Origin of the sequence: Vibrio sp. 10N.222.55.C6 (genome assembly GCF_041473395.1) — a bacterium.
Classification (GTDB): Bacteria; Pseudomonadota; Gammaproteobacteria; order Enterobacterales; family Vibrionaceae; genus Vibrio; species Vibrio crassostreae_C.
The window spans coordinates 1-14,971 of record NZ_JBFRSD010000047.1; the positions used below are offsets into that span (position 1 = coordinate 1).

Here is a 14,971-nt window from a genome sequence, read left to right on the forward strand (position 1 = left end):
CTTTAACTGATCGGCATTAACCCATTGGGTGCCTTTTTTGATCGTGTTCGGTCTCGCTATTCAAGAGATTCTAAGCTGATGATTACTCCGCTTGGTGGATACTCTCTTGAATCGTCAAACGTACTTCAGGGTAAAGCATTGAGTAGAGAAGCTTAGCGAATTGCTGAGTCTTTTCTAAATCGCAGTTACCATCGTTATCCAGATATTGCTGCTGTTTCAAAGTGGCGAACATCGACGCAAACACGCCTTTATCGAAGAACTCTGGTGCATTAATGCCTTGTAGACGTCCCAGTCGTTGTGCGATGTCTTGGCTCTTCTGCTCAAGATCAGATTTATCCAGATCAAGGTTTTCTGCCAATAGGTTCAAAGCAATAGAGTAGCGCTGTAGCGTTTCTGAAATCGTACGGCCTAACAGCATCAGTGCTTGGCTGTTTGACTGGTTGATGGTGACTTGGTTGTCCGACACCACAAGCATACCTTGGCCAACAAGCTCTTCAATGATGTTCGCTACCACGCTTTCAAGCTGATCTTCGTCATAGCTTAAGAACAACTCTTTCTTCAAGAACGGGTAGATAGCAGCAACGTTCTCTTGAATCGTGTCAATGGTTAGGCCGTGCTGACGAATGGTCATCTGAGCAATTAATGATGGTAGAGCAAACAAATGAATGATGTTATTACGGTAGTAGGTCATCAGAATTGACTGGTGACGGTCTAGCGAAATGATGTCGCCCATTGAGTCTGATTCAATTAGGAACTTGTTCAGCGATTCAGCGTGTTTTACCAGATCTTCAGCACTGTCTTTTGGTACCGTAAATGTATCAGAGTAAGGCACGTTCTTAAGCAGAGACAGGTAACAGTTGATCTGAGAAACCAAAGAGTCACGAGACAATGCACGCTGTCTTGAAGCCAGTAACGCCGTTGCACAAAGTGTTAGTGCGTTGGTCGCTGCCGCATCGTTAATGTGTGTCATCATTTTGGTTGCCAGGTCATTGACCACTGGATTCATCCATTGTGGCTTGCTGGTTCCCATTGGATCGATATCTTTAGTCCACTCTGGAGCGTGCTCGTTCAGATATTGGTTAAGCTGAATCGGCTCACCAAAGTTGACGTAGCCTTTACCAAAATTGCGCAGTTTACGGAGTGTACGAATCACTAGGCTCGCATTTTCTTTTTCTTTGCGCTTACCACGAAGTTCTTTTGCGTAGGTCGCCACTTCCATTACGTGCTCATAGCCGATGTACACAGGTACTAACGTTACTGGACGGTTCATGCCGCGCAGCATAGCCTGAATAGTCATCGCCAACATGCCGGTTTTAGCTTGCAGTAGACGACCCGTACGAGAGCGACCACCTTCACTGAAGTACTCAACTGAGTAACCTTTAGCGAACAATTCTGCCAGATATTCACGGAAAATAGTCGAGTACAGCTTGTTGCCTTTGAAGCTCCGACGAATAAAGAACGCACCACCATGACGAAAAATAGGACCGGCAGGGAAGAAGTTCAGATTGATACCCGCAGCGATATGCGGCGGCACCATGCCTTCGTGGTAAAGCACGTAAGAAAGCAGTAAGTAATCCATGTGACTACGATGACAAGGCACATAAACAATCTCGTGACCATCTTGAGCCAGCTTACGAACTGTTGAAGCGTTGCTGATATGCAGGCCTTGATACAACTTATTCCACAACCAACCAAGAATCTTCTCACCGCGTTTGATTAGCGAGTAAGAGAAGTTCGCAGCAATCTCGTCCATAATGTCTTGAGCTTCTTTGCTCGCTTTCTCGATCGAGATGTTCTTTGCTTGTGCTTCGTCTTCAATCGCTTTTTTGATCGCTTCTGATTTTAACAGGCGATCAAACAGAGCTTGGCGGCTTGGCAGGTTAGGGCCTGATGCTGCAAGCTTTTGGCGAGAGAAGTGAATACGTGCCACGCGCGCCAGTTTGTGTGCGATGGTGCTGTCGGTGCCGTGTGAGTTGGCCATGTAACGCAGAGAAACCACAGGACTAAAGCGAACCAAGCAGTCACGACCGGCTAGCAATACCGCTTTTGATTTCTCTAAGCCGTTCATTGCCTGTAGGTAAGGCTTCTGGTTATTCTCTTTACCAGGTTTGCGCCCCCACAAAACGGTAGCAGGGATAACTTGAACATCGAGTTCAGAGTCGTCGGCGTGCAGTGAAAGCAATTCAGAGAACACTTCAATTGAAGAGCTTGGTACATAATCATCGTCTTGCAGCAGAGTTTTGCGAGAAGAGATGAAAACGTAGCGTTGCAGTGATTTGCCGTTGATTTCAAGCTTGCTCAACGGATCAGGTAGGCCTAATTCAAGTGCATGTTTTTGCAATGTAAGAATGTCGACACTTGAGCGAAACGGTAAGGCGTATACAATCGGTTTGCTCAAATCAATGTTCAAATCCTCAACAGGGTTTGAAGGAATTGATGTGCCCTTTACCAATACGGATAAAGGTAGCTTCATTAATGAACGTGAAAAAGATTGTCCAGAAGACATATAGGTTCACTGCCTCAATAGTTATTTCAATGTGCTCAAGCGTATCTCTATTTCTATGATGAAAAAGGATAAATCCTATGAGTGAAATAGGGATAAGCCTAGGCGTAAATTTAATCGATGCAAGAATACCAGAAACTGGTCTAACCTTTTAATGGAAATAGTCATATTGCCGTTAAGTTTGTGGAAAATCATTCATCGACTGATTGAGTATAGAGTTAAAAATGACCAAAAAATCAAACACCGGATTCAAACGCATCATAAAAGCAGCAGGCTTTTCATGGCAAGGCCTCACAAGTTCGTTTAAAAGCGAGGCTGCATTTCGGCAAGAAGTGTTCATGGCAGCAATACTGATTCCGTTGGCATTCTATTTGGACGTAAGCCAAGTTGAGCGAATCTTGATGATCTCAGCTGTTGTGTTAGTGATGGTTGTCGAGTTAATCAATACCGCGATTGAAGCAGTTGTTGATCGAATCGGTAGTGAGCATCATGAGCTTTCTGGGATGGCGAAAGATGTCGGCTCGGCGGCTGTTCTCATCTGTCTAATACTAGCGGGTTACGTGTGGCTAGAGATCCTATTTTTGTGATTCTTGAAAAATGAACTAAAAACAACCAATTGCTTTGCTTTTGTTCAGTTACTGGATATACTCACAGTCAACTGTATAAAAAGACAGGTGAATCATGAAGCCGTTAACGCCGCGCCAACAACAAGTTTTTGATCTTATCAAAAGTAAGATTGACGATTTCGGTATGCCACCGACACGTGCAGAAATTGCACGAGAACTAGGCTTCCGCTCTGCTAATGCAGCAGAAGAACATTTAAAAGCTCTTGCTCGTAAAGAAGCGATAGAGATTATCCCGGGTGCGTCTCGTGGTATTCGTATTTTGCTTGAAGATGCAGCAAATGAGGAACAAGGTTTACCATTAATCGGTCAGGTTGCCGCTGGTGAGCCTATTCTGGCTCAAGAGCATGTAGAAATGCATTACCAAGTAGACCCAGGTATGTTTAAACCTCAGGCTGACTTCTTACTTCGTGTAAATGGCGAAAGTATGAAAAACATCGGTATTATGGATGGTGATCTACTGGCTGTTCATAAAACACAAGACGTACGCGACGGTCAGGTTGTTGTAGCTCGTGTTGATGATGATGTAACGGTAAAACGCCTAGAACGCAAAGGTTCAACGGTTCTGTTACATGCTGAAAATGAAGAGTTTTCTCCAATTCACGTCGATCTAGAATCTCAACATTTGTCTATTGAAGGGCTGGCTGTTGGTATTATTCGTAACACCGACTGGATGTAGTCATTGCAAAAAAGCTTATTGATATTTATTCTCAACAACTTGTTATTGTAATTGATATTCATTATCATCTTCTTTGTCTAGATACAAGGAAGATGATGATGCCAAATCCAACCAAACCTCAAATGAAGCCGCTTATTCGTAAGCCGCGCTCCTCTGTTCAAAAGGCTTCTTCTAATCAAGGGTCTGCACATCAAGAATTCCAAGTTCCGACGAATCTCGTTCAACATCTTTGGTTTCGCAGCCGCGAAAGCCTTGCCGATGACGGCCTAGTCTATGACCCTATCGCAGCTCAAGCCTGCAAGCGTTGCCAGCTCGCACCAGAATGTCTTACCGGTGAACTCGACCAACAGCAACTCCTTTACGCGACACTGACTCAACTTTGTGATTCTCAAGTTCAACAGTTTTTATCTCATAACCCAGATGCTTGGATTATTAACGTGGGAGCAGGGCTCGATACCCGTTTCTACCGTTTAGATAATGGCCGCTGTCATTGGGTTGAGTTAGATGTAACCGAGAATCTGCTTTGGCGACAACGCTTGTTCCACAAAAATGAACGCTATCGCTTAGAGTGTGGCTCTGTCGATGACCTAACTTGGTTGGATGAACTTAATATTCCAGAGCAAGCTTCTGTGATGGTGGTGTGTGAACATGCTCTGCTTGATTGTAATGAACAACTGACGGCGCACTTTATTCAGTCATTGAGTCGTTACTTTACTCATGCACACGCGTGTTTAGTGTTAGCTGGAGACAAAAGCTCGAGTGCTCTTGGGCAAAAGCTCGGTTCTGGAAAGTATGCTCACGGGTTGTCTTCACCAATAGACAGTGTTCTCAATTGGTTGCCATGGGCGCAATGGGTTAAGTCATTTTCACCATTAGAGCAGCAATGTAATCGTTGGAAGTTGTGGCAGCGATTGTTGTGTAAGATTTCTCAGTTTAAAAAGCGTTTAACTCCTCAATTAGTACTCGTTAAATGGTAGCGCTAGCTTCTTCTATCAACACATAGTTTGGTAAAAGCTAACCAATACACAAAGTACACAACATAGTGAAAGCCCACCCACTAGGTTAAACTATCGCCTCTAAACTAAGAGGTGATCGTGAAGCTATTTAATCCCCAAATTATTTTTCAAACGCTATCCAATCAGGCGATGCACAAAAAAGTGCTGTTGCTCGCAATCCCGATGGTTCTCTCTAATATTACGGTTCCACTGCTGGGCTTAGTCGATGCGGCGGTTATTGGTCATCTAGAGCATTCTTGGTATTTAGGTGGTGTGGCATTAGGCGGCACTATGATCAGTGTGACCTTTTGGTTGCTTGGCTTCCTGCGTATGTCGACAACAGGGCTAGCCGCACAATCCTATGGTGCGAATGATGGCAAGCAACTTGGCTTAGTCTTTGTGCAAGGCGTGACTATGGCCTTAGGGTTTGCTGGTGTCTTTTTGCTTTTACACAGTCTAGTCGCCGATTTAGTTTTCTCATTGAGTAGCGCCAGTGATCAAGTTAAGCACTATGGTCAGCAATATTTCTCAATCCGCGCTTGGAGTGCACCTGCTGCGCTAACTAACTTTGTAATTTTAGGTTGGTTACTCGGAACTCAAAATGCCAAAGCGCCAATGTGGATGGTGATTATCACCAACATCACCAATATCATTTTGGATATCGTTTTTGTTATCGGTTTAGGGTGGCAAGTGGAAGGTGCTGCATTGGCATCTGTAATGGCGGATTATGCTGGTCTAACATTTGGCCTGATTTGTGTTTACCGAATCTGGGCGAAGAAACAGTTACCATCGCCATGGGATCTGCTTAAGAAAACTAGCCAAGGTTTGAGTCGTTTCGTGAAACTGAATCGCGATATCTTTCTTCGTTCATTGTGTCTACAAGCGACTTTCACTTTCATGACTTTCCAAGGTGCAAGCTTTGGCGATGATGTTGTTGCGGCCAATGCCGTGTTGATGAGTTTCTTGATGATCATCTCTTATGGGATGGATGGCTTTGCCTATGCAATGGAAGCTATGGTTGGTAAGGCGATTGGCGCGAAAGACAAAGATGAACTAAACCAGTCATTGATTGGTACTTTCTTCTGGAGCTTCAATACTTGTTTAGTACTGACCATAGCGTTCGTAATCGCTGGCTCTAGCTTAATCAATATGATCACCACAATCCCAGACGTGAAGAGCCAAGCCGAGGTGTATCTGCCATGGCTGATTGCGATGCCATTGGTATCTATGTGGTGCTTCTTGTTGGATGGTATTTTCGTTGGGGCCACTAAAGGCAAGGATATGCGCAATAGTATGTTTGTTGCGACTTGCAGTTTTTTCGCGATTTTCTACTTAGTATCAGGCTTAGAAAACCATGCACTGTGGCTAGCGATGCTGAGCTTTATGGCAATGCGCGGAATTGGTCTTGGTGTGTTGTTTGTTTCTCAGTGGAAAAAGGGTGAGTTTCTCGCTTAGCTTACTTAGATAGCTCAGTTCAGGGAGCAACAAATAGAGGCTGTACAGGAAAAGGGGTATTTAGAACATCATGATCTAATTACTATTAATGCTTTAATGTTCAATATCTTAAATAAAAACAGCAAGCGCGCTGCTTGCTGTTTTTGTATTTGGCCTATGGGTGGTCAAATACTACTATTGGTGCTTTGTCTAGAATAAACGGTTAAGCCCGTTGAGTGCTGCAACACGATAAGCTTCTGCCATCGTTGGGTAGTTAAAGGTTGTATTTACAAAGTACTCGATGGTATTCGCTTCACCTTTCTGCTCCATAATCGCTTGTCCGATATGGATGATTTCAGCGGCACGCTCACCAAACACGTGGATACCTAAAATCTCTTTGGTTTCGCGATGGAACAGAATCTTCAAGCTACCAATGTCTTTACCCGCAATTTGAGCACGAGCTAGGTGCTTGAAGGAAGAACGTCCCACTTCATACGGTACTTTAGCTGCGGTAAGCTCTTGCTCAGTTTTACCAACAGAGCTGATCTCCGGGATGGTGTAGATACCTGTTGGAATGTCTTCGATAAGGTGGCGTTCAGCTTCACCTTTCACTATTGCTTGAGCCACAAATCGACCTTGGTCATAAGCAGCGCTTGCTAGGCTAGGGTAGCCAATCACATCCCCGACAGCATAAACATGATCAACATTGGTTTGGTAATTGGTATTTACTGAGACTTGCCCACGAGAGTCCGATTCTAGCCCAACAGCACCAAGGTTTAGTCTGTCTGTGTTACCTGTTCGGCCATTGGCATACAGTAGGCAATCAGCACGCATTTTCTTACCTGACTCTAGGTGAATGATTACACCGTCATCAGTGCCTTCAATTTTCTCAAAGGTTTCATCGTTACGAATGACTACGCCACTGTTCCAGAAGTGGTAAGAAAGCGCATCTGAGGTTTCATTGTCTAAGAATGACAGTAAGCGGTCTCGAGTATTGATGAGATCGGTTTTTACGCCCAAACCACGGAAAATCGACGCGTATTCACAGCCAATAACGCCAGCACCATAGATGATGATATGTTGCGGGTCGTGTTTAAGAGAAAGAATCGAGTCGCTGTCGTAAATACGTTCATGCAGAAAATCGACATTATCTGGTTGATAAGGACGAGAACCTGTCGCGATAACAAATTTGTCCGCACTGTAATGTTCTTCAGTACCATCGCTTTGCATTACCGAGACAGTGTTAGTATCGATAAAACGTGCAGTACCAAACACTAGCGTACACTGGTTGCGGTCGTAGAATCCTTGGCGCAAGCGAGTCTGTTTGTCGATGACTGATTTAGCATGCCCCAAGATGTTAGAGAACGTTGAGTGAATGCTTTTGTTGTTCTGACAAAACAGCGGATTGCTGTTGAATTCGATAATACGACTAACAGCGTGACGCAGTGCTTTTGACGGAATGGTTCCCCAGTGAGTACAACCACCACCAACGCTGCTTTCTTTCTCAATGATTGCAACGTTCAACCCGGCTTTGGTTAATCCCATCGCTGCCCCTTCTCCTCCGGGGCCACTACCAATTACGATTACATCAAAGTGGTTGGAGTGTGGCATAGCTATCTTCCTTGTTGTATTTGATTAACATTGCTTTAGCGAGATTTTAACTGATTCTGTTCTTGGGTACATGAAAAGGGTATCAGAGAGTCGGTGAGATCACGCCGAGTCATCGAAAAAAGAATATTTGGTATGTCGTATGTCTCCAAATGACAGTGTGGATATTGAAATTTTTTCTTCGAACGTATTTACTTCGGTACGTGAACAAAGAGGTGTGTTTAGTGTCTTATATAACCAGAGTGCCTTATATAAAGAAGTGATTCGCGTTATATTAACCAGAGAATCAGACATGCCTGTTTAGGCTGTAAAAGAAGAAATTGATAAAGTATGAAACCAATGGGCATTCGCGCACAGCAAAAAGAAAAAACTCGTCGTAGCTTAATTGATGCAGCATTTAGCCAACTCAGCGCCGATCGTAGTTTTTCCAACCTAAGCTTGAGAGAAGTCGCTCGTGAGGCTGGAATAGCACCGACTTCCTTTTATCGTCACTTTAAAGATATGGATGAGCTCGGCTTAACCATGGTTGATGAAGGTGGTTTATTATTACGCCAATTAATGCGTCAAGCTCGTCAGCGTATAGTAAAAGAAGGCAGTGTGATTCGCACATCGGTTGAAACCTTTATGGAATTCATTGAAAGCAGCCCAAACGTATTCAGACTGTTATTACGCGAGCGCTCAGGAACTTCATTTGAGTTTCGTGCAGCGGTAGCTCGTGAGATACAACACTTCTCTGCTGAATTAACCGAATACCTGATAACGACAGGCATGACAAGAGATGAAGCTTTTACTCAAGCAGAAGCCTCGGTCATATTGGTTTTCAACTCAGGGGCAGAAGCATTAGATTTAGATCGACGTCAGCGAGATGAATTGGCTGAACGCTTGATCATGCAATTACGAATGATGGCCAAAGGGGCTTTTTGGTATCGTAAAGAACGTGAACGTAACCGATTAAAAGGCGGGATTGAATAATGTCGAATGAAAATAATACTGTAAACCGTGGTTCTGAAAGAAAGACACTCGTACTTGCTGTTGTTGCAGGTGTGTGTGGTGATGCACTGTTATCTTGGGTAACAATGAGCGAAGTGGGCTTCTCTATTTTCCCGCTGATTGCTTTAGTTTTGGCTGTACAAGCGCTTTACCAAGAATACCTAACTAATCCAGTATCTGAAGATATTCCGTTAGTGGGTTTGGCTTGTTTCTTTGTAGGTGCATTTGGCCACTCGGCTTTTGTGAAAGCACAGCACCCTGATGCAGGTTCAAACTTCTTTGCGATTATTGTCGCGATGCTGCTTTTAGCTTGGGTAGGTAAGAAGTTAGGCTTTATCGGCAAGACAGCTTAAGCCAACCTATAAATAAAAAAACGAGCCGATTGGCTCGTTTTTTTGTATCTGCTGTTTGTCTTAGGTCGAGAAAGCGTGTTTTATGCTTTACGTTCTAAGAACACACCTGCTTCCATGTGGTGCGTGTAAGGGAACTGGTCGAACAGAGCAAAACGAGTGATATCGTGGGTTTCGCTTAAGATCTCTAGGTTCTCTTTCAGTGTTTCAGGGTTACAAGAGATGTACATGATGCGCTCGTAGCCTTGCACCATCTTACAAGTATCAACGTCCATACCTGAACGCGGTGGATCAACAAAGATAGTGTTGCAGTTGTAGCTCTTTAGATCGATGTTTGCTTGCTGTAGGCGGCGGAATTCACGCTTACCTTCCATTGCTACGGTAAAATCTTCCGCAGACATACGAATGATCTGAACATTATCAATCTTGTTCGCCGCAATGTTGTATTGAGCAGATTCTACAGATGGCTTCGCTAGCTCTGTTGCAAGTACACGCTCAAAGTTTTGTGCCAGAGCTAATGAGAAGTTACCGTTACCACAGTAAAGCTCAAGCAAGTCACCTTTGCTGTCTTGAGTACAGTCGACAGCCCATTCCAACATTTTCTCTGCTACTTTGCCGTTTGGTTGAGTAAAGCTGTTCTCTACTTGCTGGTATATATAGCTATCACCATTCACATCTAGCTTTTCAATGACGTAGTCGCGATCCAGTACGATTTTCATCTTACGCGCACGGCCAATCAGGTTTAGGTTAAAGCCTTCATCATTTAATTGCTGCTTAAGCGCTTTAGCATCTTGAATCCACTGTTCACCTAATTGACGGTGGTAAAGCAGTGACACCAAAATCTCACCGCTTAACGTAGAAAGGAAGTCTACTTGGAATAGCTTGTGGCGTAGAGAGTGGTTGCTCTTCATTGCATCCGTTAATAGAGGCATTAGATCGTTGATAAGACGACTAGCCGCAGGAAACTGGTCTACGCGGTATTTTTCTTTGGTCTCTTGATTGAACATGACGTAATACATATCGTCACCTTCATGCCACACGCGGAATTCAGCACGCATCCGGTAGTGTTGTTCTGGAGATTCATACACTTCCAGCTCAGGCACATTGTATTGTGAGAACATTTCAGTAAGACGTTCAGTCTTTTCTGCGAGCTGTTCTTGGTAGCGTTGCGGGTTTACATCTAAATTCGCCATTGTTATGCCTTTTGCTGTCGTGCTTTTAAATCAAGAGCGCAGATTTTATTCAATCACAGGCGCTTGTCCAGTGTTGAGAGCTATTCAATGTAAATCGACCTTGAAAACTATAGCTTATAACTATCTTAGACTAGACAAATGATTCATAGGTTAATACTATCTCCGACAAGCTGGTGCCATTTGGATGTATAGATGGCTGAAGAGGGAATCTGGTGTGAATCCAGAACTGACGCGCAGCGGTAAAAGAGAACGAGTATTCATAAGACACTGCAAATAGCTTTTTGTGGGAAGTCGAATATTAGGTAACCATAAGGGTTGTGCTCTTGAGTCCGAATACCTGCCAGCGGCCAAGTCATAAGATGTGGTTTGGTAGGACTTTACGCGATTTAGGATCACAACATGAACAAATCCCTTTTAGCGGTTGCTGTAGCATCGCTGCTTTCACCTATCTCCAATTTACACGCCCAACAAGCATCTGCCGACGAAACCATGGTGGTTACGGCTAACCGTTTTGAGCAAAGCACGGAAAGTGTTGTCGCTCAAGTTGAAGTAGTAACACGCCAAGATATCGATCGAATTCAAGCTAAGTCTCTAACAGATGTGTTTAGACGATTGACGGGTATTCAGGTTTCACAAAATGGAGGCCGAGGACAGCAAGCTTCGATCTTTGTTCGTGGTGCTAACTCTGATCAAGTGCTTGTTCTCATTGATGGTATTCGTTTTGCGCGAGCTGCAAAGGGTGGTGTCGATTTTAGCCAGTTACCAATTACATTCGTTGACCGAGTGGAATACGTTCGAGGAGCTCGTGCCGCTATGTATGGCTCAGAAGCTATCGGCGGTGTTATCAACATTATTACTGTTGCAAACTCTGACAATGAAAAAACGGCAGTTAGTGCAGGTTTAGGAAGCTTAGATTACCAAGAGCTGAGCTTTGTTAGTGGTACTAAGGTCGGTGAAAATGGTCACTTGAACGTATCTGTTGGTTACGATTCCGATGAGGGATACAACGTTCATCCATTACCAGGTGTTAATGATGGTGATCGCCATGGTTTTGAATCACGCAATGCTCTAATTGGTTATGTTCATAATTTTGATCAGCAATGGAGTGGCTTCGCGAATTTCCGTATGTTTGAAACCATTTCTCAGTACGATGGTTCATTTGGTACAGACCATTCTTACAAAGAAGCTGAAGTTCAAAATTCGACCTTTGCTACTGGTGTTAAATATAGTGGCAGTGAACTTAAGTCTGATTTCTTAGTTAACTATCAGAATCAAGATAACTGGAACTACGAACAGTCTTTAGGCAAGAACTCAGCGTCAGCAACATCTGATGAGCTTGAACAGCTAAATGTTCAATGGGTGAATTCATACAAACTAACGTCGTCACTGACTCTTAGTGGTGGTGTAGATTGGCGTGATGAGGCTTATATTGTTAAGCCTTCGAATACTGAATACGACAGAACGAATGTTGCGTACTTCGCTGCATTAAACGCAGATGCGGATAAAGTGTTCGGAGAACTGAGTCTTCGTGTTGATGACAATGAGCAGTTTGGTACAGAAACTACTTACAACACAGGGTTAGGCTATCGTTATGCTGAGTGGCTTGTTGTAAAAGCAGCTTATGGCACATCCTTCAAAGCACCTAACTTGTATCAACTATATAGCTACTACGGTAATGCACAGTTAGAAGCTGAAAAGGCAGATTCATTTGAACTGACTTTTGGTGGCTTAATCAAGGATGTTGATTGGTCGATTACTGGCTATGATACGAACGTCGAAGACTTAATAGATTATAACTACGCGACAAGCAAGTACTACAATACTGATGGCGAAAGCCAACTACGTGGTGTGGAAATGGTCGTAGGATTTGATACTAGCTTTATTAATCATGAAGTGAGCGCTAACTTTCAAGACCCCGAAGATCAATCTGGTGAGCAGTTAGTTCGCCGCGCAAAGAAGATTTATAAGTATAACGCGGTAGCTAGTTTCGATGATGTTGATCTGTCATTGGGGTACCAATACGTAGGAGCACGACCAGATTTCTCTGAAGAGTTGGCTGCATACAGTTTGTTTGATGTTTCAGTTAACTACTATGCAAATGAAAATCTTACTTTAAATGGTCGAGTCGAGAACCTTACTGATGAAGAGTACGAGACAGCTGGTGGATACCCATCTCCAGAGCGTACATATTACGTAAATGCTACTTACCAATTCTAATTTTCACCTAAACCGCCTTCGGGCGGTTTTTTCTTATTGGGTATATCAATGAAAAAGAAAGTCGTCATAAGTTGGTCGTCAGGTAAAGACTCTACATTAACCCTAGAACGTCTACTTGAAAGCACCGAGTATGAAGTTGTTGCTCTCTATACTACGTATGTTGGAGATGAGGTCCCTTTCCAAGTCACGCCAATCGAGGTTGTCGGAATGCAGGCTACATTGATCGGTTTGCCTCTAATAACGATTGAGCTGCCGGAGGTGTTCCCAAGTAACGAGATCTATCAAAGTACGATTGTTACGGCGCTTAAAGGATCGGGTTTATCTATTGATGCCGTGGCATTCGGCGATATGTTTTGCAATGGTATTGCTGATTACCGAAGAAGTTATATAGAACCTGCGGGCTGGGAGTGTGTATTTCCTCTACTAGGAGAGAGTAGCCAAACTCTGGCTCAAGAAATCATAAATAGAGGAATCGAAACCTTTCTCGTCACAGTTGATAGCGATGCATTAGACATGAGCTATTGCGGGAAAGAATACACGCCTGAACTAATAGACAGTTTGCCAAGTCACGTCGACCCATGTGGAGAAGATGGTGAGTTCCATACCTTAGTAACGTCAGCGCCATGCTTTAAAGGTAAGCTCAAGATAGAGCTAGAAAATGTAGAGCAGGGTGAGCGCTTTGGGCATCAACGCTACCGAGCTTGCATTATATAGAGTGATGATTGGCGAAAACTAAGTGAAGGGGTATCATTGCTGCGGAACTTCTTACAGGTAATGGTTGTGTCGAAAAGCATACAAAAAAACATATTGGTCTTTGATTCTGGAGTTGGCGGCCTCTCTGTATATAAAGAGATAAGCCAGTTACTACCAAATCACAACTATATCTATGTATTCGATAACGAGGCTTACCCATATGGTGAGCTCGATCAGCAAGTCCTCATTCAGCGAGTCCAAAGTATCGTCGCCAGTTTTGTTGCGAGTCACGCTATTGATATTGTGGTGATAGCTTGTAATACGGCCAGTACGATAGTCCTGCCTGCACTTCGCGCTAATAACCTTATCCCTATTGTCGGTGTTGTCCCGGCAATCAAACCTGCCTCGTTACTGGCTAATAAAGCGGTTGGACTTATTGCAACCCCTGCGACGATTACTCGTGAATACACACACGAGCTCATCAAAAACTTCTCGAGTAATAAAAGAGTAGAGCTGTTGGGTTCTACTCGACTGGTGGATATGGCCGAAGATAAACTCAGAGGTGAGGAAATTAGCCTTGAAGAGCTACAGAAAATCCTTCAACCGATGATCAACACGATTGATGTGGCTGTTTTAGGATGTACTCATTTCCCACTTATCAAATCTGAGATTCAACAAGTACTAGGTGAAAGTGTAGTGCTGATAGATTCTGGTAAAGCAATAGCGAAGCGAGTTCAAGATTTGTTGGGTTTGGAAAGCATTAATAAAGAAGTGGGAGTGCGTGAGGTTTTTTGTAGTGCACTTCCTAAAAAAGAAAGTGCACTAAATAGTATGTTAAAGCAGTTAGGGTTTAACTCAGTTCAGATTCGTCCGCTTCAGGATGTTTAGGATCATTTGCAACACGTACTTTTAAAGTGCGTTGCATGTAATCTTTATCGTTAAGTGCAGAGATTGCATGATTCACATCATTACTTGCCATAACAACAAATCCAAAGCCTCTTCTTTTACCAGTACGTTTGTCTTTCATTAAACGTACTGCAAATACTTCACCATGCTCTGAGAATAATTCACGTACATGTGATTCGTTCGCTTTATATGGAAGGTTACCCACATAAAGTGTTTTGGTTGAAGCCTTAGGTTCTGAATCTGATTGTGAGTCGGTGCTTGAAAAGTTAACAACAAAAGCGGAAGCCAAGACACCAAGGATAAAGGTAATTGCAGGCGATATATCTACCTGAGAGAAAACAATGCCGCCTAATACAGCCAGTGCGACAATTAACAACATCGATTTTTTTGAGTTCATATCGGAATACTACATATTAATAAACGAAATAGACGCATCTACCATTAACAAAATAGACACATGAATCTTACGTTCATGGCTTCCATTTTTCCAATGTATTGCTGTGATACGTCTCAAATGTTTAGTTTTTATTCGAAAAATGCGGATCTGGTGGCTTTTTAGGCGAACAAAACTTTTATTTCAAAAAGCCCTTGTGCTCCATCTCAATCTCTCTATAATGCCGCCTCACCGACACGGAGTGAGACGAAAGTCACACAGCGAAATCGGTAGAGAAAAAGAGTTTGAAAATAACCCTTGACTCTCAAAGTGGTGCAGGTATAGTACGCACCCCTAGCGACTGAGATGTGAATCACAAAACGCTAGCGCTCTTTAACAATTTAAAC

At 43.4% G+C, this 14,971-nt stretch carries 13 protein-coding genes and 1 riboswitch; of the genes, 9 read left to right on the forward strand and 4 right to left on the reverse strand.

All coding sequences use genetic code 11. The features are described 5' to 3' along the window. Positions 1 to 82: 82 nt before the first annotated feature. The gene (gene plsB, locus AB4486_RS21475) at positions 83 to 2,506 is read right to left on the reverse strand and encodes a glycerol-3-phosphate 1-O-acyltransferase PlsB (protein WP_372118562.1); all 2,424 of its coding nucleotides are present in this window, start codon (positions 2,504 to 2,506) and stop codon (positions 83 to 85) included. A gap of 221 nt (positions 2,507 to 2,727) precedes the next feature. Between plsB and AB4486_RS21480 the strand changes: the two genes are divergently transcribed. From AB4486_RS21480 to dinF, 4 genes are all read left to right on the forward strand, one after another. Then, on the forward strand, positions 2,728 to 3,090 hold the full coding sequence (locus tag AB4486_RS21480; protein ID WP_010438699.1) for a diacylglycerol kinase: 363 nt from the start codon (positions 2,728 to 2,730) through the stop codon (positions 3,088 to 3,090). A gap of 94 nt (positions 3,091 to 3,184) precedes the next feature. Then, on the forward strand, positions 3,185 to 3,805 hold the full coding sequence (gene lexA / locus AB4486_RS21485; RefSeq protein ID WP_022570862.1) for a transcriptional repressor LexA: 621 nt from the start codon (positions 3,185 to 3,187) through the stop codon (positions 3,803 to 3,805). Positions 3,806 to 3,903: 98 nt separating this feature from the next. Further along, positions 3,904 to 4,782, forward strand: coding sequence for a class I SAM-dependent methyltransferase (locus tag AB4486_RS21490; protein ID WP_016768444.1), 879 nt, complete (start codon positions 3,904 to 3,906; stop codon positions 4,780 to 4,782). Between the two features lie 117 nt (positions 4,783 to 4,899). Continuing rightward, complete coding sequence (gene dinF / locus AB4486_RS21495; RefSeq protein WP_016790532.1) at positions 4,900 to 6,255, forward strand: MATE family efflux transporter DinF; 1,356 nt, start codon at positions 4,900 to 4,902, stop codon at positions 6,253 to 6,255. A 189-nt stretch (positions 6,256 to 6,444) separates the two neighbouring features. Here the strand turns inward: dinF and sthA are convergent, their stop codons facing one another. Then, positions 6,445 to 7,845 (reverse strand): Si-specific NAD(P)(+) transhydrogenase, encoded by a 1,401-nt coding sequence (sthA, locus tag AB4486_RS21500; protein ID WP_010438694.1) that lies wholly within the window; start codon positions 7,843 to 7,845, stop codon positions 6,445 to 6,447. 327 nt (positions 7,846 to 8,172) lie between these two features. Here sthA and fabR point away from each other — a divergent pair, with 327 nt between their 5' ends. Beyond that, positions 8,173 to 8,814, forward strand: a complete 642-nt coding sequence (fabR, locus tag AB4486_RS21505) for an HTH-type transcriptional repressor FabR (RefSeq protein ID WP_010438693.1) — start codon at positions 8,173 to 8,175, stop codon at positions 8,812 to 8,814. Then, complete coding sequence (locus AB4486_RS21510; protein WP_004736696.1) at positions 8,814 to 9,185, forward strand: YijD family membrane protein; 372 nt, start codon at positions 8,814 to 8,816, stop codon at positions 9,183 to 9,185. Before fabR ends, AB4486_RS21510 begins: the two co-directional genes overlap by 1 nt. 80 nt (positions 9,186 to 9,265) lie before the next feature. Here the strand turns inward: AB4486_RS21510 and trmA are convergent, their stop codons facing one another. Then, positions 9,266 to 10,375 carry a tRNA (uridine(54)-C5)-methyltransferase TrmA gene (trmA, locus tag AB4486_RS21515; protein WP_016783992.1) on the reverse strand — a complete coding sequence of 370 codons (1,110 nt, stop codon included), beginning with the start codon at positions 10,373 to 10,375 and terminating at the stop codon, positions 9,266 to 9,268. A gap of 154 nt (positions 10,376 to 10,529) precedes the next feature. Continuing rightward, positions 10,530 to 10,735, forward strand: a riboswitch (cobalamin riboswitch). A gap of 39 nt (positions 10,736 to 10,774) precedes the next feature. Here trmA and btuB point away from each other — a divergent pair. From btuB to murI, 3 genes are read left to right on the forward strand one after another with little or no spacing between them, the layout of a single operon-like run. Further along, positions 10,775 to 12,592, forward strand: coding sequence for a TonB-dependent vitamin B12 receptor (btuB, locus tag AB4486_RS21520; protein WP_372118567.1), 1,818 nt, complete (start codon positions 10,775 to 10,777; stop codon positions 12,590 to 12,592). A gap of 48 nt (positions 12,593 to 12,640) precedes the next feature. Continuing rightward, positions 12,641 to 13,306: an ATPase gene (locus AB4486_RS21525; RefSeq protein ID WP_102332806.1), complete on the forward strand. Its 666-nt coding sequence runs from the start codon at positions 12,641 to 12,643 to the stop codon at positions 13,304 to 13,306. 60 nt (positions 13,307 to 13,366) lie between these two features. Beyond that, positions 13,367 to 14,173, forward strand: coding sequence for a glutamate racemase (murI, locus tag AB4486_RS21530; RefSeq protein ID WP_372118572.1), 807 nt, complete (start codon positions 13,367 to 13,369; stop codon positions 14,171 to 14,173). Here the strand turns inward: murI and AB4486_RS21535 are convergent. Further along, positions 14,136 to 14,588 (reverse strand): RNA recognition motif domain-containing protein, encoded by a 453-nt coding sequence (locus AB4486_RS21535; protein ID WP_372118570.1) that lies wholly within the window; start codon positions 14,586 to 14,588, stop codon positions 14,136 to 14,138. The two genes, murI and AB4486_RS21535, sit on opposite strands and share 38 nt — an antisense overlap. Positions 14,589 to 14,971 lie beyond the last annotated feature (383 nt).

Excerpts from the sequence above, each read along its gene's own strand:
- AB4486_RS21510 (WP_004736696.1), top strand. The coding sequence starts at position 8,814 with ATGTCGAATGAAAATAATACTGTAAACCGTGGTTCTGAAAGAAAGACA.
- trmA (WP_016783992.1), bottom strand. The coding sequence starts at position 10,375 with ATGGCGAATTTAGATGTAAACCCGCAACGCTACCAAGAACAGCTCGCA.
- btuB (WP_372118567.1), top strand. The coding sequence starts at position 10,775 with ATGAACAAATCCCTTTTAGCGGTTGCTGTAGCATCGCTGCTTTCACCT.
- AB4486_RS21525 (WP_102332806.1), top strand. The coding sequence starts at position 12,641 with ATGAAAAAGAAAGTCGTCATAAGTTGGTCGTCAGGTAAAGACTCTACA.
- AB4486_RS21490 (WP_016768444.1), top strand. The coding sequence starts at position 3,904 with ATGCCAAATCCAACCAAACCTCAAATGAAGCCGCTTATTCGTAAGCCG.
- AB4486_RS21535 (WP_372118570.1), bottom strand. The coding sequence starts at position 14,588 with ATGAACTCAAAAAAATCGATGTTGTTAATTGTCGCACTGGCTGTATTA.
- plsB (WP_372118562.1), bottom strand. The coding sequence starts at position 2,506 with ATGTCTTCTGGACAATCTTTTTCACGTTCATTAATGAAGCTACCTTTA.
- murI (WP_372118572.1), top strand. The coding sequence starts at position 13,367 with ATGGTTGTGTCGAAAAGCATACAAAAAAACATATTGGTCTTTGATTCT.
- sthA (WP_010438694.1), bottom strand. The coding sequence starts at position 7,845 with ATGCCACACTCCAACCACTTTGATGTAATCGTAATTGGTAGTGGCCCC.
- fabR (WP_010438693.1), top strand. The coding sequence starts at position 8,173 with ATGAAACCAATGGGCATTCGCGCACAGCAAAAAGAAAAAACTCGTCGT.
- AB4486_RS21480 (WP_010438699.1), top strand. The coding sequence starts at position 2,728 with ATGACCAAAAAATCAAACACCGGATTCAAACGCATCATAAAAGCAGCA.
- lexA (WP_022570862.1), top strand. The coding sequence starts at position 3,185 with ATGAAGCCGTTAACGCCGCGCCAACAACAAGTTTTTGATCTTATCAAA.